The 21852-nt window shown below is 75.8% G+C and carries 18 protein-coding genes; 11 read left to right on the forward strand and 7 right to left on the reverse strand.

Annotated features, from left to right (window positions below; genetic code table 11):
• Nucleotides 1-72 precede the first annotated feature (72 nt).
• From WJX68_RS15560 to WJX68_RS15590, 7 genes are all read left to right on the forward strand, one after another.
• On the forward strand, nt 73-969 hold the full coding sequence (locus WJX68_RS15560) for a resuscitation-promoting factor (protein ID WP_340291421.1): 897 nt from the start codon (nt 73-75) through the stop codon (nt 967-969).
• Nucleotides 970-1012: 43 nt separating this feature from the next.
• On the forward strand, nt 1013-1912 hold the full coding sequence (gene rsmA / locus WJX68_RS15565; protein WP_340291423.1) for a 16S rRNA (adenine(1518)-N(6)/adenine(1519)-N(6))-dimethyltransferase RsmA: 900 nt from the start codon (nt 1013-1015) through the stop codon (nt 1910-1912).
• Between the two features lie 55 nt (nt 1913-1967).
• Nucleotides 1968-3464, forward strand: a complete 1497-nt coding sequence (locus WJX68_RS15570; RefSeq protein ID WP_340291425.1) for a DHA2 family efflux MFS transporter permease subunit — start codon at nt 1968-1970, stop codon at nt 3462-3464.
• A 76-nt stretch (nt 3465-3540) separates the two neighbouring features.
• Nucleotides 3541-4518: a 4-(cytidine 5'-diphospho)-2-C-methyl-D-erythritol kinase gene (locus WJX68_RS15575; RefSeq protein ID WP_340291427.1), complete on the forward strand. Its 978-nt coding sequence runs from the start codon at nt 3541-3543 to the stop codon at nt 4516-4518.
• A gap of 27 nt (nt 4519-4545) precedes the next feature.
• Complete coding sequence (locus WJX68_RS15580) at nt 4546-6348, forward strand: ABC-F family ATP-binding cassette domain-containing protein (protein ID WP_340291429.1); 1803 nt, start codon at nt 4546-4548, stop codon at nt 6346-6348.
• Between the two features lie 274 nt (nt 6349-6622).
• Nucleotides 6623-7582 (forward strand): ATP-binding cassette domain-containing protein, encoded by a 960-nt coding sequence (locus tag WJX68_RS15585; RefSeq protein ID WP_340291431.1) that lies wholly within the window; start codon nt 6623-6625, stop codon nt 7580-7582.
• Nucleotides 7579-8403, forward strand: a complete 825-nt coding sequence (locus tag WJX68_RS15590) for an ABC transporter permease (protein ID WP_340291433.1) — start codon at nt 7579-7581, stop codon at nt 8401-8403. Before WJX68_RS15585 ends, WJX68_RS15590 begins: the two co-directional genes overlap by 4 nt.
• Nucleotides 8404-8407: 4 nt before the next feature.
• Here the strand turns inward: WJX68_RS15590 and WJX68_RS15595 are convergent, their stop codons facing one another.
• A complete protein-coding gene (locus WJX68_RS15595) occupies nt 8408-11524 on the reverse strand; it encodes an AfsR/SARP family transcriptional regulator (protein ID WP_340291435.1) in 3117 nt (1038 codons plus the stop codon).
• A gap of 53 nt (nt 11525-11577) precedes the next feature.
• Here WJX68_RS15595 and WJX68_RS15600 point away from each other — a divergent pair, with 53 nt between their 5' ends.
• On the forward strand, nt 11578-12423 hold the full coding sequence (locus WJX68_RS15600; RefSeq protein ID WP_340291437.1) for an alpha/beta fold hydrolase: 846 nt from the start codon (nt 11578-11580) through the stop codon (nt 12421-12423).
• On the opposite strand, the gene WJX68_RS15605 is transcribed toward WJX68_RS15600, so the two are convergent.
• Both WJX68_RS15605 and WJX68_RS15610 read right to left on the reverse strand, forming a co-directional pair.
• Complete coding sequence (locus WJX68_RS15605; protein ID WP_340291439.1) at nt 12377-13201, reverse strand: LLM class F420-dependent oxidoreductase; 825 nt, start codon at nt 13199-13201, stop codon at nt 12377-12379. The two genes, WJX68_RS15600 and WJX68_RS15605, sit on opposite strands and share 47 nt — an antisense overlap.
• Nucleotides 13202-13241: 40 nt before the next feature.
• The gene (locus tag WJX68_RS15610; RefSeq protein WP_340291441.1) at nt 13242-14603 is read right to left on the reverse strand and encodes a dipeptidase; all 1362 of its coding nucleotides are present in this window, start codon (nt 14601-14603) and stop codon (nt 13242-13244) included.
• Between the two features lie 91 nt (nt 14604-14694).
• Here WJX68_RS15610 and WJX68_RS15615 point away from each other — a divergent pair, with 91 nt between their 5' ends.
• On the forward strand, nt 14695-16377 hold the full coding sequence (locus WJX68_RS15615) for a fatty acyl-AMP ligase (protein ID WP_340291442.1): 1683 nt from the start codon (nt 14695-14697) through the stop codon (nt 16375-16377).
• A gap of 80 nt (nt 16378-16457) precedes the next feature.
• Here WJX68_RS15615 and pth read toward each other — a convergent pair whose 3' ends face one another.
• The 4 genes from pth to glmU form a co-directional block, all read right to left on the reverse strand.
• On the reverse strand, nt 16458-17051 hold the full coding sequence (gene pth / locus WJX68_RS15620) for an aminoacyl-tRNA hydrolase (RefSeq protein ID WP_340291444.1): 594 nt from the start codon (nt 17049-17051) through the stop codon (nt 16458-16460).
• Complete coding sequence (locus WJX68_RS15625) at nt 17048-17740, reverse strand: 50S ribosomal protein L25/general stress protein Ctc (protein WP_340291446.1); 693 nt, start codon at nt 17738-17740, stop codon at nt 17048-17050. The genes pth and WJX68_RS15625 overlap by 4 nt, the downstream gene beginning before the upstream one ends.
• Nucleotides 17741-17960: 220 nt before the next feature.
• Complete coding sequence (locus tag WJX68_RS15630) at nt 17961-18941, reverse strand: ribose-phosphate diphosphokinase (protein ID WP_340291448.1); 981 nt, start codon at nt 18939-18941, stop codon at nt 17961-17963.
• Nucleotides 18938-20497 carry a bifunctional UDP-N-acetylglucosamine diphosphorylase/glucosamine-1-phosphate N-acetyltransferase GlmU gene (glmU, locus tag WJX68_RS15635; RefSeq protein ID WP_340291450.1) on the reverse strand — a complete coding sequence of 520 codons (1560 nt, stop codon included), beginning with the start codon at nt 20495-20497 and terminating at the stop codon, nt 18938-18940. The genes WJX68_RS15630 and glmU overlap by 4 nt, the downstream gene beginning before the upstream one ends.
• A 234-nt stretch (nt 20498-20731) precedes the next feature.
• Between glmU and WJX68_RS15640 the strand changes: the two genes are divergently transcribed.
• Together WJX68_RS15640 and WJX68_RS15645 are read left to right on the forward strand one after the other, a co-directional pair.
• Entirely contained in the window at nt 20732-21265 is a 534-nt protein-coding gene (locus tag WJX68_RS15640) for a L,D-transpeptidase (protein ID WP_340291452.1), read from the forward strand.
• A 105-nt stretch (nt 21266-21370) separates the two neighbouring features.
• Entirely contained in the window at nt 21371-21814 is a 444-nt protein-coding gene (locus WJX68_RS15645; RefSeq protein WP_340291454.1) for an OsmC family peroxiredoxin, read from the forward strand.
• Nucleotides 21815-21852: the final 38 nt, after the last annotated feature.

The raw sequence follows: 21852 nt of genomic DNA on the forward strand, positions 1-21852 counted from the left end.
CCCCGGCACCGCGCCGGTCGTCGTCTCCGCAGGTCATGGCCTTGTCCCGGTCAGCCGAGCCCCCGGGAAGTCATGTCTGCGCGCCACGCCGCTCCGTTCTCCGACGACGAGCTCACGCGTCCGCTCCCCGTGTCGGCGCCCGCCGGTCTGACCGGCGCCGAGGCCGGGTACGTCAGCCAGGAGGGGCGCCACCGCGGCGCCGCCCGCTCCCGTGCCGGGGTCCGCACCGTCGCCGCGGCCGCGCTGTTCTCGGTCCCGACCGGCGGCCTGGCCGCCGCGGTGCTCACCACCGCCGGTGAGCAGCCGACCCAGGAGCTGCAGGCGGGCCTCGCGGCCAGCGCCTCGGACCTCTCCACCGCCTCGATGAACCTCGACCGGACCGGCTCGGCGGCGGCGTTCGCCCCGGTCACGGCGCCCACCAGCGGCGCGGACATCGTGAACGCCCAGCTCGTCGAGTCGCAGAAGCTCCCGGTCCCGGAGCAGGAGGTGCAGGACCCGTCGATGGACGAGGGCACCCGCACCGTCGTCGACCCGGGCCGCGAGGGCGCGCGCAGCGTCATCTGGCGGGTCACCTACGACCAGGGCCGCGAGGTCGCCCGCGAGCGCATCGGCGCCGGGCAGGACACCCCGGCCACCCCGCGCATCGTCAAGGTCGGGACGAAGAAGAAGGCCGCCGAGATCGTGCAGGAGGCGAAGGCCTCCGCACCCGCGGTGTCCAACGGCGCCACCTGGGACAAGCTCGCGAAGTGCGAGTCCGGCGGCAACTGGGCCATCAACACCGGCAACGGCTACCAGGGCGGCCTGCAGTTCAACAAGCAGACCTGGCAGGCCTACGGCGGCGGCCAGTACGCCCCGACCGCCGACCAGGCCTCGCGCGAGGAGCAGATCGCGGTCGCGGAGAAGGTGAAGGACGACCGCGGCGGCTACAGCGCCTGGCCGTCCTGCTCGTCCAAGCTCGGCCTGAGCTGATCCCGCCCGCCGTCCCGGCGCGGCGTCCGGCGAGAATGGGCACGTGAGCGACCACGTGACCGACGGCGACCGGAGCACCGGCGGCGCCCGCCTGCTGGGGCCCGCCGACGTCCGGGTGCTGGCCGACCGGCTCGGTCTGCGGCCCACCAAGAAGCTCGGCCAGAACTTCGTCCACGACGCCAACACCGTGCGGCGGATCGTGCGGACCGCCGGCGTCGACGGCGACGACGTCGTCCTCGAGGTCGGCCCCGGTCTCGGTTCGCTCACCCTGGCGCTGCTGCCGGTCGCGGCCCGGGTGCACGTCGTCGAGATCGATCCGGTGCTGGCCGGGCTGCTCCCCGACACCGTCGCCGAGCGCGCCCCCGAGCTGGCCGGTCGCCTCACCGTGACCGGGGCCGACGCCATGCGGGTCGGCGCGGACCGGCTCGCGGCCGACGCCGGGCCCGGTGCGGCGCCGCCCACCGCGATCGTCGCGAACCTGCCCTACAACGTCGCGGTGCCGGTGATCCTGCACCTGCTCGCGGAGCTGCCGTCGCTGCGGACCGGGCTGGTCATGGTGCAGGCCGAGGTCGCCGACCGGCTCGCCGCGCGACCGGGGTCGCGGGAGTACGGGGCCCCCAGCGCCAAGCTCGCCTGGTACGCCGACGCCCGCCGCGCCGGCCCGGTGCCGCGCGCGGTGTTCTGGCCGGTCCCCGGCGTCGACTCCGGGCTGCTCGGCTTCACCCGGCACGACCCGCCGCCCGGCGCCGACCGGGCCGCGACCTTCGCCGTCGTCGACGCGGCGTTCGCCCAGCGCCGCAAGGTGCTGCGCGGCGCCCTGTCCGGCTGGGCCGGTTCGCCCGCGGCCGCCGAGCAGGCCCTGCGCGCCGCCGGTGTCGACCCCACCGCCCGCGCCGAGACGCTGACGGTCGCCGACTTCGCCCGGATCGCCCGGAACCGCTGAGCACCGCCGCCGCCCGCGTGCCGGAACCGTCGGACCGGGAGCGCATGATGGCGTGGTGACACGGTCGAGCGAGCGGGTCCTCTCCGAGGACGGCACGAGTCCCTGGCCCGCGCTGTGGGCGCTGGTCATCGGCTTCTTCATGATCCTGGTCGACGCCACGATCGTCACCGTCGCGACCCCGGCGCTGCTGGCCGCGTTCGGCGCGGACGTCAACTCCGTGGTGTGGGTGACCAGCGCCTACCTGCTCGCGTACGCGGTCCCGCTGCTCATCACCGGGCGGCTGGGGGACCGGTTCGGGCCCAAGCGGGTCTACCTGTGCGGGCTGGCCGTGTTCACGCTCGCGTCGCTGTGGTGCGGGCTGACCACGACGGTCGGCGGCCTGATCGTCGCGCGGATCGCGCAGGGGCTCGGCGCGGCGATGATGACGCCGCAGACGATGGCCGTCATCACCCGCACCTTCCCCGCGGCCCAGCGCGGGCGGGCGATGAGCCTGTGGGGCGCGGTCGCCGGTGTCGCGACGCTGGCCGGGCCGATCCTGGGCGGGCTGCTCGTCGGCGGGCTCGGCTGGGAGTGGATCTTCTTCGTCAACGTGCCGTTCGGCGTGGTCGCGTTCGTGGCGGCCTGGCGGCTGGTGCCGTCGCTGCCGACGTCGCGGCGCCGCGTCGACCTGGTCGGCGTCGTGCTGTCCGCGGCCGGGATGTTCCTGCTGGTCTTCGGCATCCAGGAGGGCCAGAAGTACGACTGGAGCCCCGCCGTCCAGGCGATGATCGGCAGCGGCGTCCTCGTGCTCGTGGGGTTCGTGTGGTGGCAGCGGGTCACCACGAGCGAGCCGCTGGTCGCGCTGCGGCTGTTCCGCGACCGCAACTTCTCCCTGGCCAACATCGCGATCTGCACCGTCGGCTTCGCGATCACCGCGCAGGGCTTCCCGCTGATGATCTACGCGCAGAGCGTGCGCGGCTTCACCCCCACCCAGGCGGCGCTGCTGCTGGCCCCGCTGGCGGTCTTCTCGGGGGCGCTGGCGCCCTGGACAGGTCGGCTCACCGACCGGGTGCACCCGCGGCTGATCGGCGGCTTCGGCATGTCGACGTTCGTGATCGCGCTGGTCTGGCTCGCGGCGGAGATGGGCCCGGACACCCCGGTGTGGCGGCTGCTGCTGCCGCTGACCCTGCTCGGCGTCTCGAACTCGTGCGTGTGGGCGCCGATCTCGACGAGCGCGACCCGCAACCTGCCGATGGACCAGGCCGGGTCCGGGTCGGGCGTCTACAACACGACCCGCCAGGTCGGCGCCGTGCTCGGCAGCGCGGGCATCGCGGTGCTCATGGAGTCGCGGATCGCGGCGCTCGTCCCGGGCGCGACGGCGACCGGCGGCTCCCCGGAGACCGCCGCGGCCGGCGGTGCGCTGCCCGACGCGCTGCGCGAGCCCTTCGCGACGGCGATGGCCCAGTCGATGCTGCTGCCCGCGGCGGTGCTCGTGGCGGGCGTCGTGGCCGTCGCCTGCTTCGCGACACCCCGGCACCTCACCGAGCGCCGCGCCGCCGCACTCGCGCGCTGAGGCCACCGCGGTGAACCCGGCCACCCGCAGCGCCGGGCGGCGACGAACCGTCACACGCTGCCCGTAGGGTTGAGCGGTGCTGTCCGCCGTGCCGCGACCGGTCACCGTCCGGGTGCCCGCGAAGATCAACCTGCACCTCGCCGTGGGCGGGGTGCGGCCGGACGGCTTCCACGACCTCGTCACCGTCTTCCACGCCGTCAGCCTGTTCGACGAGGTGTCGGTCGAGCCGGCCGACGCCCCCGCGCTGGAGGTCCACGGCGACGGCGTCGCCGAGGTCCCGCTGGACGCGACCAACCTGGCCTGGCGGGCCGTCGAGCTGCTCGCGCAGAAGGCGGGCCGCGCCCCGGACGTGCGCGTCGTGCTGCGCAAGGGCATCCCGGTCGCCGGCGGCATGGCCGGCGGGTCCGCCGACGCGGCGGGCGCGCTGGTCGCGCTGTCGTCGCTGTGGCGGATGGAGCTGGGCCGCGACGAGCTGTCCGACCTCGCCGCCGAGCTGGGCTCCGACGTCACCTTCGGCCTGTACGGCGGCACCGCGCTCGGCACCGGCCGGGGCGAGCGGATCGTCCCGGTGCTGGCCCGGCACCGGCTGCACTGGGTGATCGCGCTGGCCCGCGGCGGCCTGTCCACCCCGGCCGTGTTCGGCGAGCTGGACCGGCTGCGCGGCGACGGCGAGGTCGCCGGCCGCCCGGTCGAACCCGTCCTGGAGGCGCTCGCCTCGGGCGACCCGCGGCGGCTCGCGCTCGCCCTGGGCAACGACCTGCAGGCGGCCGCGGTGTCGATGGCGCCGGACCTGCGCCGCACGCTGCGGGCCGGGGTGAACTCCGGTGCGCTGGCCGGGCTGGTGTCCGGGTCCGGCCCGACCTGCGCGTTCCTGTGCGCCGACGCCGACTCCGCCGTCGAGGTCGCGACCGAGCTCGCCGGCATGGGGGTGTGCCGCACCGTGCGGGTCGCGCACGGCCCGGTGGCCGGGGCCCGCGTCGTCGAGGACGGCGAGCCCCCGCCCGAGCGGGGCGGACCGTCCTCGTCGGGCTCCTGGCCCCCCGTCCGTGCCTGACCCCCGCTCCCTGATGGTGGAGAAGTAGTGCCCGAGAACCTGCTCAACCTGGAGAACGTCACCGCGCACGTGCCCGGTGACGCCTCCCGCGTGCTGCTCGACGCCGTGTCGCTCGGCGTCGAGCGCGGCGACCGGATCGGCGTCGTGGGCCTCAACGGCGGCGGCAAGTCGACCCTGCTCGACGTCATCACCGGGGAGCGCCCCGTGGAGGGCGGCCGGGTCTCCCGGCTCGGCGGCCTGCGGATGGCGCACCTGGTGCAGCACGACCGCTTCCCGGCCGGCTCGACGGTGCGCGACATCGTCCTCGCCGGCTACGACGCCGACCACGAGTGGGCCGCCGACCCGCGCGTCCGCGACGTCCTCGACGGGCTGGGCATCGACGACATCGAGCGCCCCACCGACGGCCTGTCCGGCGGGGAGAAGCGCCGGGTCGCGCTGGCCGCGGCGCTGATCGGCGAGCTGGACCTCGTCGTCCTGGACGAGCCGACCAACCACCTCGACGTCGAGGGCATCGGCTGGCTCGCCACGCACCTGACCGCGCGGCGGATCGCGCTCGTCGTCGTCACGCACGACCGCTGGTTCCTCGACACCGTCTGCACCCGCACCTGGGAGGTCGCGAACGGGCGCGTCGAGTCCTACACCGGCGGCTACGCCGACTGGGTCTACGCCCGCGCCGAGCGCGGCCGCCAGGCCGACGCCGCCGAGCAGCGCCGCCGCAACCTCGCCCGCAAGGAGCTGGCCTGGCTGCGCCGCGGCCCGCCCGCGCGCACGTCGAAGCCGCGGTACCGGATCGAGGCCGCCGAGGCGCTGATCGCCGACGTCCCCGCCCCGCGCAACACCGTCGAGCTGATGGCGTTCGCGACCAACCGGCTCGGGCGCACCGTGCTGGAGCTGGAGGACGCGACCGTCACCGTCGCCGGGCGCACCCTGCTCGACGACGTGACCTGGCGGCTGGGCCCGGGCGACCGGATCGGCATCGTCGGGATCAACGGCTCCGGCAAGACGACGCTGCTGCGCGCCCTGTCCGGGGAGCGCGAGCTCGACTCCGGGCGACGGGTGCAGGGCAGCACCGTGCGGATGGCGCAGCTGTCGCAGGAGCTCGTCGACCTGCCCGCCGAGATGCGCGTGCTGGAGGCGACCGAGGCCGTCGCCAAGTACGTGCGGTTCGGCAAGCAGGAGATGACGGCCTCGCAGGTCCTGGAGCGGCTCGGCTTCCCCGCGGCGCGCCAGTGGACCCCGGTCGGACGCCTGTCCGGCGGCGAGCGCCGCCGCCTGCAGCTGACCCGGCTGCTGATGGACGAGCCGAACGTCCTGCTGCTCGACGAGCCGACCAACGACCTCGACGTCGACACCCTCGCCGGGCTGGAGGACCTGCTCGACGGCTGGCCGGGCACCCTCGTCGTCGTCAGCCACGACCGGTACCTGACCGAGCGGGTCTGCGACCGGGTCGTCGCGCTGTTCGGCGACGGGCGGCTCACCGACCTGCCCGGCGGCATCGGCGAGTACCTCACCCGGCGGGCCGCGGCCGGCTCGTCGTCCGCCGGCGCCCCCGCGCCCGCGCGGACCGCCGGTGGCGGCGCGGGCACGACGGGCGCCGCCCCGAAGGTGGACGCCGCCGCGCAGCGCGCCGCCCGCAAGGACGCCCAGCGCCTGGAGCGCCGGATGGAGCAGCTCACCTCGCGCGAGGAGAAGCTGCACGCGCAGCTGGCGGAGGCCGCGACCGACCCCGGACGGCTGATGGAGCTCGACCGGGAGCTGAAGGCCGTCGTCGCCGAACGCGAGGGCGTCGAGCTGGAGTGGCTCGAGGCCGCCGAACGCGCCGAGGGATGACCCGTCTCCTACTCCGGTAGGAGGCGGCCCGCGAAAGAGATCGGTAGTTCGACCGATCCGCACGGGCCGGGTGCGCGGATACCGTCGTCACCGCGTCGGGCCGGGCTGGGGAGCGCCGGCCGGACGCGGGGGGAGAACGGACCGGTTCCGTCGCCGCCGTCGGGGGGTGGCGACGGACCCGGGCCGTGTCCGGGGCGCCGCACCGGCGCCGGCCCGGTCCCCGTGTCAGCGCCGCGCCAGGGCCGTGTCAGCGCCCGGGCGCACGCTCGGTGCCATGAACACTCCCGCGATCGAGGTCGACGGCCTGGTCCGCACCTTCGGTGACGTCCGCGCCGTGGACGGGATCTCCTTCTCCGCCCACCGCGGCCAGGTCCTCGGCCTGCTCGGCCCCAACGGTTCCGGCAAGACCACGACCGTCCGCGTGCTCGCCACCCTGCTCCCGCCGTCCGGCGGCCGCGCCGCCGTGCTCGGCCACGACGTCGTCGCGGACGCGGCCGCCGTCCGCTCCCGGATCGGGCTCACCGGCCAGTACGCCGCCGTCGACGAGGCCCTGACCGGCCGCGACAACCTCTACCTGATCGGCAGGCTGCTCGACCTGCCCCGCGCCGCCGCCCGGGCCCGCGCCACCGAGCTGATCGACCGGTTCGGGCTCACCGAGGCCGCGGGCCGGCGCGCCGGCACCTACTCCGGCGGCATGCGCCGCCGCCTCGACCTGGCCGCGAGCCTCGTCGGGCGCCCCGAGGTGCTGTTCCTCGACGAGCCCACGACCGGCCTGGACCCGCTGCACCGCAACGAGGTGTGGGACTCGGTGCGCCGCCTCGCCGAGGACGGCGTCGCGGTGCTGCTCACCACCCAGTACCTGGAGGAGGCCGACCAGCTCGCGCACGACCTCGTCGTCCTGGACCGGGGCCGGGTCATCGCGTCCGGCACCGCGGCGCAGCTGAAGTCGCGCACCGGCGGGCGACGCCTGCACGTGCGGCCCGAGCTGCCGCGCGAGGCCGCGCTCGTCGCCGCCGTCGTCGCGCAGGAGACCGGCGCCGACCCCGTCGTCGAGCCCTCCGGCGAGGTGACCGCCCCGGCGCACGACCACGGCGCGCTGCGCCGCACCGAGGACCGGCTCGTCGCCGAGGGCGTCGCCGTCGCCGAGATCGGCCTGCGGCTGCCCAGTCTCGACGACGTCTTCCTCTCCCTGACCGGCCACGCGGCCGCGACCCCCTCCGGAGGCCCCCGATGACCACCACGCTCGACACCCCGCCCACGCCGCCCGCCGTGGCCCCGTCCGCCCCGGCGCGGCTGCTGCCCTCCACCGTGCGCCACGGCCTGTCCCTGGCCCGGCGCGGCGTCGTCACGACGATCCACTCCCCGGAGGCGCTGCTCGACGTCACGCTGCAGCCGGTGATCTTCCTGCTGCTGTTCGTCTACGTCTTCGGCGGCGCGATCGCCGGCAACAGCGCCGACTACCTGCACTACGCGCTGCCCGGGGTGCTCCTGCAGACCGTCGTGTTCGCCTCCGCCGGCACCGGCGTCGGACTGGCCGAGGACCTGAAGACCGGCATCTTCGACCGCTTCCGCAGCCTGCCGATCTCCCGGGCGGCCCCGCTGGTCGGCGCGATCGGCGCCGACCTCGTGCGCTACGTGTCCTCCGGCGTGATCATGCTGGTGTTCGGGTTCGCGCTGGGCTACCGCACCCCGGCCGGCCCGCTCGGCGTGCTCGCCGCGTTCGCACTGGTCGTCGCGTTCGCCTTCGGCCTGTGCTGGGTGTTCACCGCGCTGGCCATGGTCGTGCGCCGACCGCGCTCGGTGCAGGGGCTGTCCGCGCTGGTCATGCTGCCGCTGACGTTCGCCAGCTCGGTGTTCGTCCCGACCGGGACCATGCCCGGCTGGCTGCAGGGCTTCGCCGCGGTGAACCCGGTGTCGCGGACCGCGGACGCGGTCCGTGCCCTGCTCGACGGCGCACCGGCCGGCGGCGCCGTGACGGTGTCGCTGCTGACCTCCGCGGCCCTGGTCGTGATCTTCGCGCCGCTGGCCGTCGCGCTCTACCGCCGCCGCACCTGAGCGTTCAGGGCGCCGGCGGGACGTCCCGCCCGGTGGCCCGGCCCCGGTCGAACGCCGCGCCCGCCGCGGCCGGACCGAGCCGGGCCACCACGGCGTCGCGGGTGGCGACGACGTCCGGGTCGCCCAGGTTCAGCGTCCCGCGGCGGGCCTCGGCCGTCCCGAGCAGCTCGGCCGCGCGCCCGGGGTCACCGGTGGTCAGCGCCCACCGGGCGGCGAGCTCGGCGACCTGCCCGAGCACCGGCCCGTCGTCGGAGGCGGTCGCGGCGGACGCGGCCACCACCAGGCGTTCCCGGGCCTCGTCGTGGCGGCCGAGCGCGAGCAGCGCCGCGGCGCCCAGGCAGTGCACGACGGCCTCGCGCTGCCGGCGTCCCGGCCCCGGCCCGGTGAGCGCGGCGGTGTCGCCGACGAGCGCCAGCGCGACCTCGGGCCGTCCGAGACGCAGCTCGACGTCGGCCTCGGCCCACAGCGACCACAGTCGGGTCTCGGGCTCGGCGGGCTGCTCCTCGACGGCCCGGCGCAGGTGCTCGCGGGCCGCGGGCCCGTCGCCGTCGCGGGCGGCGAGCCCGGCCAGGCGCATCCGGTACTGCGGGACGTCGTCGGCGTTGCCGAGCGAGGCCGACAGCTCCACCGCCTCGATGTAGGTGCGGCGGGCGGCGTCGCGGTCCCCGGCGAGCTCCTCGAGCTCGCCGAGCGCGAACGTGGTCATGCCGAGCCCGAACCGGTCGCCGACCCGGGCGAACAACGCGTGCGCCTGCCGCAGCCGGTCGCGCTGCACGGCGAGGTCACCGGCGTTCTCGGCGTGCGCGGCGATCATCTGGGCGGCGAACGCGCGCGGCCACGGCGGGCCGTCGCCGTCGGCGACGGCCTCCAGCGGGCCGCGGTCGCCCGCGTCGTAGACACGGGCGGCCGGGCCGATCAGGTCGACGACCGGGTGCCGCGGCGACGGCAGCGCCGGCCGCATGCGCTCGACGGCGGCGATCTCCCGGCGGGCCCCCTCGGCGTCGTCGGCGAACCCGGCCAGCACCAGCGACCGCAGCGCCCGGGTGAACGCGACCCCGGGGCCCGGGGCCGCCGCGGGCGGGACCGTCGAGACCCGGTCCGACCAGTGCCGCAGCGAGCCGTGGTCCCCGCGGATCAGCCAGCTCCAGCCGAGCGCCGCGTGGAGCCGGTACGCCCGGTCGGCCTCGCCGTGGGCGACCGCCCGTTCCAGGGCCCGCACGGCCTCCCCCTCCACGGCCCGGATCACGGCCAGCTGGTCGAGCTGCTCGGCGGTCCGCAGCCTCGGCTCGCCCGGTTCCAGCAGCGCGAGGACGTGCTCCGCGTGCGCGGCGACGACGCCGTCGCGCTCGCCCGAGCCGGCCAGGCGGGCCGCCGCGTACTCGCGGACGGTCTCCAGCATCCGGTAGCGGGTGGCGCCGCCGTCCGGGTCGGGGACGGCGACGACCAGCGACTTCTCCACCAGCGCGGGCAGCAGGTCGAACGCCTCGTCGCCGCACACGGCCTCCGCGGTGCCCGCCGTCACCGGCCCGGCGAACACACCGAACCGGGTCGCGAGCGCCCGCTCGGCGGGGGAGAGCAGGTCCCAGCTCCAGTCGACGACCGCCCGCAGCGTCTGGTGGCGGGGCAGCGCGGTGCGGGCGCCGGTGACCAGCAGCCGGAACCGGTCGGCCAGCCGGTCGGCGAGCTCGGCCGGGGTCATGCTGCGGACCCGGGCCGCGGCCAGCTCGATGGGCAGCGGCTGGCCGTCGAGACGGCGGCAGATGTCGTCGACCACGTCCTCGTCCCCGGCGAGGACGAACCCGGGCGCGACGGCGGCGGCCCGCTCGGCGAACAGCTGCGCGGCCTGGCGCGGCTCCAGCGACCCGAGCGGGTGCAGGACCTCGCCGGGCACACCGAGCGGCTCCCGGCTCGTCGCGAGGACCCGCAGCCCGGGCTGGGTGCCGAGCAGGTCGTGGACGAGACCGGCGACCTCGTCGACCAGGTGCTCGCAGTTGTCGAGCACGAGCAGCAGGTCCCGCCCGGCGAGCACGGCGCCGAGCCGGACGCGCGCGTCCGGGCCACCGCGCTCGCCGACGGCCAGCTCCGGCCCGCCGACGGCGTGCAGCACCGCGGGCGCCACCTGGTCGCCGCCGGTGAGCGCGGCCAGCTCGGCGACGGCCACGGCCGCCGGGGCACCGGTCCCGGGGCCGGTGTCACGCAGGACCTCCTGCGACAGCCGGGTCTTGCCCGCGCCGCCCGGCCCGACCACCGTGACCAGCCGCGCCGACCCCAGCAGCGACCGGACCCTGGCCAGGTCGGTCCCGCGCCCGACGAAGGAGGTCAGCGGCACCGTGCGCGGTGCGGGCGGGTGGCCGTTGCGGGCGGGCGCGGGCGGCCGGGGCGCCGCGGGCGGGTCGTCGCGCAGCAGCGCGGTGCGGACCCGCAGCAGCTCCGGGCCGGGGTCGACGCCGAGCTCCTCGGCCAGCGCGGCCCGGGTCCGGTCGAGCACGGCGAGTGCGTCGGCGCGCCGCCCGCCCGCGTGCAGCCCGCGGGCCAGCGCGACGGCGGTCGTCTCGCGCAGCGGCTGTGCGGCGAGCACCTCGGTGAGCACGTCCAGGCCGGCCGGGGGGCCGCCGCCGGCCAGCCCCCGGTCCGCGCGCTCCTCGGCGGCGCCCGCCCGCGCCTCGGCGAGCCGGTCCGCGGCGGGCCCGGCGAACGCGATCCCGTCGAGGCCGTCCAGGGCGGGCCCGTGCCACAGCGCCAGCGCCTCGTCGAGCAGGGCGCCGGCGCGGGTGTCGTCGGGGTCGGCGGCGGCCGCGCGGCGCAGGGCGGCGAACCGCAGCGCGTCGACCTCACCGGGGTCGACGGCCAGCAGGTAGCCGCCCGCCGCGGACCGCACCCGCTCCGCGCCGACGGCCCGGCGCAGCCGGGTGGCCAGGGACTGCAGGGCGTTCGCCGTCGCCGGCGGCTCCTCGCCCCACAGCGCGTCGATGAGCGTCGCGGTGCCGACCGGGTGCCCGGCGTCGAACGCGAGCCGGGCGAGCAGGCCCCGCACCCGCGGACCCGCGGGCAGCAGCTCGCGCCCGTCGGCGTCGGTGACGGAGACGGGGCCGAGCAGCCGGATCGAGAGCCGGGGCGACATCGCCGTTCATTGTGCCCCGGAACGTTGTCGGGGGTCCGTGGCACGGTGGCCGGGTGGAGCTGGATCGGGAGTTCACCGTGGACGGTCACCGCGTGCGCTGGGCGGAGCGGGGGTCCGGGCCGCCGGTCGTGTTCTGCCACGGCACGCCGTGGTCGTCGTGGTTGTGGGCGCGGATCGCCGCGGTCGTGGCCGCGACGCACCGGGTGCTGCTGTGGGACATGCCGGGCTACGGCGTCTCCGGGCGCAGCGAGGAGGTCTCGCTCGGCGTGCAGGGGCGGGTGCTGGCCGGGCTGCTCGACCGCTGGGACCTGCCCGAGCCGCCGCACGTCGTCGCGCACGACTACGGCGGCGCCGTCGCCCTGCGCGCGCACCTGCTGCACGGCGCGGCGTACCGGTCGCTGGTGCTGGCCGACGTCGTGGCGCTCGCGCCGTGGGGCTCGCCGTTCTTCCGGCTGGTGCGGGAGAACGCGGCGGTGTTCGGCGCGCTGCCCGGGCCGCTGCACGAGGCGCTGGTGCGGGAGTACGTGCGCGGTGCCGCGCACCGTCCGCTCCGGCCGGAGGACGAGGACGCGCTGGTCGGGCCGTGGCTGGGGGCCGACGGCGCGGCCGCGTTCTACCGGCAGATCGCCCAGGCCGACCAGCGTTTCACCGACGAGGTCGAGCCCCGCTACGGCGAGCTGGACCTGCCCGTGCGGGTCGTCTGGGGGACCGAGGACACCTGGATCCCGGTGGACCGCGCGCACCGGCTCGCGGCGGCGATCCCGGGGGCCGAGCTGCACCTGGTGCCCGGGGCCGGGCACCTGATCCAGCTCGACGCCCCGGAGGCGCTCACCGCGCTGGTGCTGGGTGCGGTCAGCTCGACCGCGCCACCACCTGCGCCAGCTCGTCCAGCTTCGTGAGGGTCTCGGACTCGGGCAGCGTCGGGAGCATGAACGTGACCCGCTCGACGCCGACCTCGGCGTAGCCGGCGACGACGTCGGGGTCCGGCCTGCCGCCGAACACCGTCGTCGGCACGTCCGGCTTGCCGCGCCCGGCGAGGTCGTCGCGCACGCGGCGGATCTCGTCGAAGGAGGTGTGGCTGCGCGGGAGCCAGCCGTCGCCGACCTCGGCGAGCCGGTTCAGCGCGGCCTCGCTCTCGCCGCCCAGGTAGATCGGCGGGACGCGGACGGGCTTCGGCCAGGCGAACGAGCGCTCGATGTCCACGTGCTCGCCGTGGAACTCGGCCTCGTCCTGGGTCCACAGTGCCTTCAGGGCGTGCAGCTGCTCGGTCATCAGCGGGCCGCGCCGGGACGGGTCGACGCCGTGGTTGCGCATCTCCTCGCGGTTCCACCCGGCGCCGACGCCGAACAGCAGCCGACCGCCGGACAGCAGGTCCAGGCTCGCGGTCTGCTTGGCGGTGTGGATGACGTCGCGCTGCGGCAGCAGCACGATGCCGGTGCCCAGCAGCAGCCCCGTCGTCGTCTCCGCCATCGCGGCGAGCGCGACGAACGGGTCGAGCGTGCGGTAGTAGACGCGCGGGAGGTCCCCGCCGCCCGGGTACGGGGACTCCCTGCTGGTGGGGATGTGGGAGTGCTCGGCCAGGAACACCGAGTCGAACCCGCGCTCCTCCAGCGCCCGGCCCAGCGGCCCGGGGCGGATGCCCTCGTCGGTCACGAACGTCGCGATGCCGAACTTCATGATCGGTGGATACCCGCCCGGCCCCGGGCCCACGCGCGGGTCAGGCGCGGCCCGACAGGCGCGCCAGCAGCAGCGCCTCGGCGAGCACGCCGCGCCCGAACATGCCCAGGTGCAGGCTCTCGTCGATGCCGTGCCAGCGGCTGGCCGGGTCACCGACGCCGGTGACCAGCACCGCGGCCCCCGGGAACGTGCGGGCGAACTCGGCGATGAACGGGATGGATCCTCCGATGCCGGTCTCGACGGCGTCGTTGCCGTAGGCGGCGGAGAACGCGGCGCGGGCGTGGTCGTAGACCTCCCCGGTGGAGGACAGGCTGAACGGCTCGGCGACCCCGCCGCCCGGGGTGACGTCCACGTGCGCCCCCCACGGGACGTGGCGCTCCAGGTGCTCGGCCAGCGCGCGCTGCGCCTCCCTGGCGTCCTGGCCGGGGGCCAGGCGCATGCTGACCATGGCCCGGGCGCGGGGCAGGAGCACGTTGGACGCCTCGGCCACCTTCGGCGCGTCGATGCCCAGCACGGCGACGGCGGGCCGGTGGTTGACCCGGTCGGGGATCGAGCCGGTGCCGAGCAGCTCGACCCCGTCGAGCAGGCCGGCGTCGGAGCGGTAGGTCGCCTCGTCCGGGTCGGGTGCGTCGGAACTGCCCTGGACCAGGCCGGGGACGGCGACCTCGCCCTTGTCGTCGTGCAGCGAGGCCAGGGTCCGGCAGAGCGCGGTGAGCGCGTCGCCGATCGGCCCGCCGTAGACCCCGGAGTGCACCGGGCGCTCCAGCACGGACACCTCGACGACGACGTCGACCAGCCCGCGCAGGCTCGTGGTCAGCGCCGGGACGTCGACGGCGGGGTTGGCCGCGTCGGCGATCACGATGACGTCGGCGGCGAGGGCGTCGCGGTGCTCGGCGAGCAGTGCGGTCAGGGTGGGGGAGCCGGACTCCTCCTCGCCCTCGATGAACAGCACGACCCCGACCGGCGGGCGGCCCTCGTAGGCGCGCAGCACCGCCAGGTGGGTCATGACGCCGGCCTTGTCGTCGGCGGCGCCGCGGCCGTAGAGCCGGCCGTCGCGCTCGGTGGGCTCGAACGGCGGGCTGGTCCACTCGTCGTCCCCGCCGGTGGGCTGCACGTCGTGGTGGGCGTAGAGCATCACCGTCGGCATGCCCTCCGGCGCGGGCCAGTGCGCGACGACGGCCGGTGCCCCGCCCTCGGCGGACAGGACCTGCACCGAGGCGGCGCCCGCGTCCCGGGCCAGGGCCGCGACGGCGTCCGCGCTGCGCCGGGTGTCCTCCGCGTGCGCCGGGTCGGCCCAGATGCTGGGGATGCGGACCAGCGCCTCGAGATCCGTGCGCGCGCCCGGCAGGACCGCGTCGACGGCGGCGGACAGGGTGGCGGGATCGGTCTGCGGGTCGGCCATGGGGCCGGATGCTACGCCCGCGGCGTGTCGGGCCCCGCCGGTCGGCGATCGTCCCGCCGCGTCCGGGCGATTCGTCGCTACATTCGGGCCCATGTCCCGATTCCTGGCGATGATGCTGGAGTCCGCGACCGGACCCGACGGGCACGCCCGCGGGATGACGACCGGGGAGCCGCACGAGCCGGTGCGACGGTCCTGGGCGGAGGTCCACACCGTGGCCCGCGGCGTCGCCGACGCCCTGCGCCGCCCCGCCGGTGACGGCGGCCCGGCCCTGCCCTTCGGCGGTGCGGTCGGTGTCCTGGCCGGGGAGCCCGCGGCGATCGCCCCGGCCGCGCAGGCGGTCTGGCTGTGCGGGGGAAGCGTGACGATGCTGCACCAGCCGACCCCCCGCACCGACCTCGCGGTGTGGGCCGCGGACACCGTCACCACGCTGCAGATGATCGGCGCGGAGATGGTGCTGCTCGGCCCGCCCTTCGACGCACTGGCCCCGGTCCTGACCGAGCGGGGCATCGCGTTCCGGATGCTCGCCGACCTGACCGGCGACCCGGCCGCGTTCGTCGCGGACGCCGGCGTCGCCGACGAGGGCGACACCGCGCTGCTGCAGCTCACGAGCGGGTCGACGGCCGCGCCGAAGGCCGTCCGGATCACCCACGCCAACCTGCACGCGAACATCACCGCGATGGTCGTCGCGTCCGAGCTGGACGTCGAGCGCGACCGGATGGTCTCGTGGCTGCCGCTGTTCCACGACATGGGGATGGTCGGCTTCCTGACCGTCCCGATGACGGTCGGGCTGGACCTGGTCACCGTCACCCCGGCCGACTTCCTGGGGCGCCCGCGGCTGTGGGCCGAGCTGATCTCGCGCCACGGCGGCACCGTCACGGCGGCGCCGAACTTCGCCTACGCCGTGCTGGCCCGCCAGCTCGCCCGGGTCGACGACGGCGCCCTGGACCTGTCCACCCTGCGCATCGCGCTCAACGGCGCCGAGCCCGTCGACCCGGCGGCCGTCGCGGCGTTCACGCGGGCCGGCGCCCGCTTCGGGCTGCGGCCGGAGTCGGTGCTGTGCGCCTACGGCATGGCCGAGACCGCGCTCGGAGTGTCCTTCGCGCCGGTGGACACCGGGATCACGGTGGACCGGGTCGACGCCGAGTCCCTCGAGGCGCACCGGCGTGCCGCGCCCGCGGGCGACGCCCCGCACCGGGAGTTCCCCGAGCTGGGCCCGCCGCTGCCCGGGATCGAGGTGCGCGTCGTCGACGGCTCCGGCCGCGTGCTCGGGCCGCGCGACGTGGGGGTGCTGCAGCTGCGCGGCGAGGCGGTCACGCCCGGCTACCTCACCGTCGACGGTCCGGTGTCCACACAGGACCGCGACGGCTGGTTCGACACCGGCGACGAGGGCTACCTGACCGAGGGCGGGGCGGTCGTCGTCTGCGGCCGCACCAAGGACGTGATCATCATGGGCGGCCGCAACATCTACCCGACCGACATCGAGCGGGCCGCCGGCGCCGCCGACGGCGTCCGGGCGGGCAACGTCGTCGCCGTCCGGATGGCCGCCGGTGACGGGCGGCACCGCGAGTCCTTCGCCGTCGCGGTGGAGGCGAGGGCCGCCGACGGCGACGACGCCGTGCGCGCGATCCGCGACGACGTCATCCGCCGGGTGGTCTCCGCCGTCGGGGTGCGCCCCGCCGAGGTGGCCGTGCTGGCTCCGGGCAGCCTCCCGAAGACGCCGTCCGGCAAGCTCCGCCGCGCCGCGACCGCCGACCTGCTGACGACCCGCCGCTGACCCCCGGCGGGCCGGGGGAGCCGGACGCACGGGAGCCCCGGTCCCATCGCGGGGACCGGGGCTCCGGTGGCGGACGGGGCTCAGCCCGACAGCGGGTGGAACCGGTTCTGCGCCGGTTCCAGCCCCTCGGCGAGCAGCGCCTCGGCGGCGTCCGCCGCCAGGTCCAGGCCGAGGTCGAGCTCCTTGTTCTCCACCGAGGAGAACCGCTTGAGCACGTAGTCCGCCGGGTCCTGCCTGCCGGGCGGGCGCCCGATGCCGAACCGCACGCGCAGGTAGTCCTTCGTGCCCAGCGCCTTGCTGATCGAGCGCAGGCCGTTGTGCCCGCCCTCGCCGCCGCCGCGCTTGAGCCGGACCACGCCGAAGTCGAGGTCGAGCTCGTCGTGGACGACGATCACCTCGGTCGGCGGGATCGAGAAGTACTGCACGAGGCCCGCGACCGGACCGCCCGAGAGGTTCATGTATGTCCGGGGGACGGCCACGGTCACCGGGCGGCCGGCGAGCCGGCCCTGCGCGATGTCGGAGTTCGACCTCTTGTGCGCCGAGAACCGGCCGGCGCCGGCCCGCGCCGCCAGCAGGGCGGCGACGCGGGTGCCGACGTTGTGCCGGGTGCCCTCGTACTCCGGGCCCGGGTTCCCGAGCCCGACGACGAGGGCCGGCCCCGGCACGGGGCTCACTTGTCGGAGGACTCGGAGTCGCCCTCGGAGTCCGCGGAACCCTCGGCGGACTCGCCCTCGGCCTCGGCGGCCTGCTCCTCGTCCGAGGGCTCCTCGACCACACCGGCGCCCTCGGCGTCGACCTCGGCCTCGAGGTCCTCCTCGGTCGGGGCCGGGACGACCTGCACGACGAGGTACTCCTCGTCGGTGCGCAGCTCGACGCCGCCCGGCAGGACCAGGTCCTTGGCGAAGTACTGGGTGCCGATCTCGGCGTCCTCGACGGAGATCTCGATGTTCTCCGGGATGTTGAGGACGTCGGCCTCGACGGTGACGGTGTTGAGGTCCTGGGTGACCAGCGAGCCGGGGACGGCCTCGCCGGTGACGACGACGTCGAGCTCGACCTCGACCTTCTCGCCCCGCTTGATGACGAGCAGGTCGACGTGCTCGATGTAGGGGCGCAGCGGGTGCACGACCACGGTCTTGGTCAGCGCGAGCTGCGGCGCCGAGCCGTCGACGTCGAGCTCCAGGACGGCGTTGCGGCCCTGCTCGCGGACGACCGCGGCGAACTGCAGCGACGGCAGCGAGAGGTGGACGGGGTCGGTCCCGTGGCCGTAGAGGACGGCGGGGATCTTGCCGGCGCGGCGGGTGCGGCGGGCGGCGCCCTTGCCGAACTCGGTCCGGTTCTCGGCGGGGATGCGGGTCTGGGCCACGGGAACTGCTCCTCGAACTGTCTGCGGTGGAAGGCGCGCGCGGCGAGGAGCCGACCGGGATCGGCCCACGTCGATCACGGCGGGTCAGCGTGCACCCGCCCTCGCCGCGGAGATGACGAGCAGTCTACGCCAGCCGTCGCCCTACACCCTGCGGGCCCCCACCGCAACGACGAACGGCGCCCCACCGGGTGGTGGGACGCCGTCGGCGGAGCGGGTGGGCTCAGGCGTTGCCGTCGAACAGGCTGGTCACCGAGCCGTCCTCGAAGACCTGCTTGATCGCCTCGGCGAGCAGCGGGGCGATCGGCAGCACCGTCATGCCGTCGAAGCGCTTCTCGGCCGGGATCGGCAGCGAGTCGGTGAAGATGACCTCGTCGGCGCCGCAGTTCGCGAGACGCTCGGTGGCCGGGCCGGACAGCACCCCGTGGGTGGCGGCGACGATCACCTTCGCCGCGCCCTCCTTCAGCAGCACCTCGACGGCCTTCGCGACCGTGCCACCGGTGTCGATCATGTCGTCGATGACCACGCAGCAGCGGCCCTCGATGTCACCGACCACCCGGTTCGCGACGGCCTCGTTCGGCTTGAGCGGGTCGCGGGTCTTGTGGATGAACGCCAGCGGGGTGCCGCCGAGGGTCTCGGCCCAGCGCTCGGCCAGGCGCACCCGGCCGGAGTCGGGGGAGACGACGGCGAAGTTCTCGGTGGGCCGGGTGCTCTTGATGTGCTGGGCGAGCACCGGCAGCGCGAACAGGTGGTCCACCGGGCCGTCGAAGAAGCCCTGGATCTGCGAGGTGTGCAGGTCCACGGTCAGGATCCGGTCGGCGCCCGCGGTCTTGAACATGTCCGCGACCAGGCGGGCCGAGATGGGCTCGCGGCCGCGGTGCTTCTTGTCCTGGCGGGCGTAGCCCCAGAACGGCATGACCGCGGTGATCCGCTTGGCCGAGCCGCGCTTGAGCGCGTCGACCATGATCAGCTGCTCCATGATCGCGTCGTTGATCGGGGCGGAGTGCGCCTGGATCACGAACGCGTCCGACCCGCGGACCGACTCCTCGAAACGGCAGAAGATCTCGCCGTTCGCGAAGGAGTAGGCCGACTGCGGGGTGACCGTGACGTCGAGCTCCTTCGCCACGTGCTCGGCGAGCTCCGGGTGCGCCCTCCCCGAGAAGAGCATCATGTTCTTCGTGGGAGTGCCTGCGATCGCGCTCACCGTGCGGTGCCTCCTCGGCTGAGGTCTCTGCTGTCGTTGCTCTCGTTGCTGGTGCCGCCGCCGGCCTCCGCGGGCGGGACGGCGCCCGCACGCTCGGCCGCCTCGGCGGCGGGGGTGCCGGGCCGCTTGCGCGGCACCCACCCCTCGATGGTGCGCTGCGCACCGCCGGACACCGCGAGCGCCCCCGGCGGGACGTCGTCGCGGAGCACCGTCCCGGCACCGGTGTAGGCGCCGTCGCCGACCGTGACCGGGGCGATGAACATGGTGTCCGAGCCGGTCTTCACGTACGACCCGACGACGGTCCGCTGCTTGCGGACGCCGTCGTAGTTCACGAAGACCGACGACGCGCCGATGTTGCTCATCTCGCCGATCGACGCGTCACCGACGTAGGTCAGGTGCGGCACCTTGGTGCCCGCCCCGATGTCGGAGTTCTTGACCTCGACGAAGGTTCCGATCTTGCCCCGCTCGCCGAGCACGGCGCCGGGACGCAGGTAGGCGAAGGGCCCGACCGAGGCGCCCGGGCCGATCCGCGAGTCCGAGCCGTGCGTGCGCACGACGCTCGCGCCGGCGCCGACCGTCACGCCGGTCAGCGTGGTGTCCGGGCCGATCTCGGCGCCGTCGCCGATCTCGCACGCACCGTGCAGCTGGGTGCCCGGGTGCAGCACGACGTCGGTGCCCAGGCGCACCTGCACGTCCACCCAGGTCGTACCCGGGTCGACGACGGTGACGCCGGCGAGCATCCGCTCCCGCAGCACGCGGCGGTTCAGCTCGGCGCGCAGCTCAGCCAGCTGCACGCGGTCGTTGACGCCGCGGACGAGCCACTCGTCGTCGCAGCGGACGGCGTGCACGGGGCTGCCCGCCGCGACGGCCGCGGCGACGAGGTCGGTGAGGTAGAGCTCCTGCTGCGCGTTGTGCGCGGCCAGACCGCGGATGCCCGCGCGCAGGAAGGCCGCGTCGAAGGCGTAGACGCCGGAGTTGACCTCGCCGATCGCGCGCTGCGCGTCGGTGGCGTCGGCGTGCTCGACGATCGCGGCGACCGCGCCGCCGTCGCGCACGATCCGGCCGTAGCCGGCCGGGTCGGCCGGCTCGCAGGTCAGCAGCGTGACGGCCGCGCCGTGCGCCTCGTGCTCGGCGACCAGCGCGGACAGCGTGGCCGTGTCGAGCAGGGGTACGTCGCCGTAGGTCACCAGGACGGTGCCCTCGAGGTCGGCGGGCAGCGGCCCGAGGCCGCAGCGGACCGCGTCGCCGGTGCCCAGACGCTGCTCCTGCACGGCGGTGACGGCGTCGCGGCCGAGCTCCGCGGCGATCTCGCCGACGGCGCCGGACACCCGCTCCCGCTCGTGCCCGACGACGACCACCAGGTGCTCCGGGGACGTCCCGGCGAGCGCGTGCAGCGCGTGGCCCAGCATGCTGCGGCCGCCGAGCGGGTGCAGGACCTTGGGTGTCGCCGACCGCATCCGCGAGCCCGCGCCAGCCGCGAGCACGATGCCGGCCGCGACGGCGGTCGCGCCGGGTGCCGCTCCGTCACCGGTGTCGTCCCGGTGGGGATCGGGCATGTTCGGTTCCTCCTGCCGGACTCTCCGCCCGTGACGGGCGTGTGGGCGCGCCGGGCGCGCCGTGCCGGTACGGCATCGTACGGGGCTCGCCGCACGACCCGGCGGGCCCGTCGTCCCGCTCCGTGGCGGCTCGGGAGCGAAGATCAATCCTTCGGGTGGTAACCGGTCGTGCCGCGCTCTCGTTTCCCCGCCAGGAGCGACGGACGACGACGAGGTCGGCCGTCGGCAGCAGCGATGAGCGGGAGTGCGATGACGCGCGAGGTCGAGGGACGCCGCCGGCGGCCCCGGATGATGATGGTCCTGGCCACGGTGGTGGCCCTGGTGCTGGCCGGGCTGACCGCCGGGATGATCGGGACCGCGTCGGCGGAGCCCGCGACGTCCGACAGCGGTCCGGGGCGCGCGGAGGGCACGCCGTGCTCGGCGGCCGCGCGCGCCTGCGTCGACCTCGCGAACTCCACGGCGTGGCTGATCCGCGACGGCAGGATCGAGGCCGGGCCGGTCCCGGCGTCGTTCGGCAAGAAGGGGCAGCGCACCCCGGCCGGGGTCTTCCAGGTCCAGTGGAAGAACAAGGACCACCGCAGCGCGGAGTTCGACAACGCGCCGATGCCGTTCGCGGTCTTCTTCGCCCCCGGGGGCATCGCCTTCCACGAGGGCAACACCGAGACCGAGTCCGCGGGCTGCGTCCGGCTGTCCCGGGCCAACGCCGAGCGCTGGTTCAACTCGCTGCAGGTCGGCGACCGGGTCGAGGTCACCAACATCCCGCAGTGACCCTGCGCGGCGTTTCGCGGCCAGGGGTGGCGGGAACCGTCGGGGCGGAGAACACTTCCGACTGATCGGTTGTGCAAAACCGGTTCCGACGACACGGAGGTCACGATGCCCACGCGCAGCGCCCGCACCGCCTGGAACGGCACCCTGGAGCAGGGCTCCGGCCAGGTCGAGCTGTCCAGCTCGAAGGCCGGCACCTACGAGGTCAGCTTCCCGAAGCGCGCCGCCGACGAGGCCGGCGGCACCACCAGCCCGGAGGAGCTCATCGCGGCGGCGCACTCCGCCTGCTTCGCGATGCAGCTCTCGGCGAACGTCGCCGAGGCCGGCGGCACCCCGGAGTCGCTCGAGGTGTCGGCCGACGTCTCGCTCGGCCCGGACAAGGACAACGGTGGCTTCAGGCTCACCGGGATCGCACTGAAGGTCCGCGGCGAGGTCACCGGCCTCGACGCCGACGGCTTCGCGAAGGCCGCCGAGGCCGCCAAGGCCGGCTGCCCGGTGTCGAAGGCGCTGACCGGCGTCGAGATCACCCTGGACGCCGCGCTCGAGAGCTGACCGCGGCGCCACCGCACGCAGCACCGCAGCGCTGCCGC

Origin of the sequence: Pseudonocardia spirodelae, assembly GCF_037727765.1 — a bacterium.
Classification (GTDB): Bacteria; Actinomycetota; Actinomycetes; order Mycobacteriales; family Pseudonocardiaceae; genus Pseudonocardia; species Pseudonocardia spirodelae.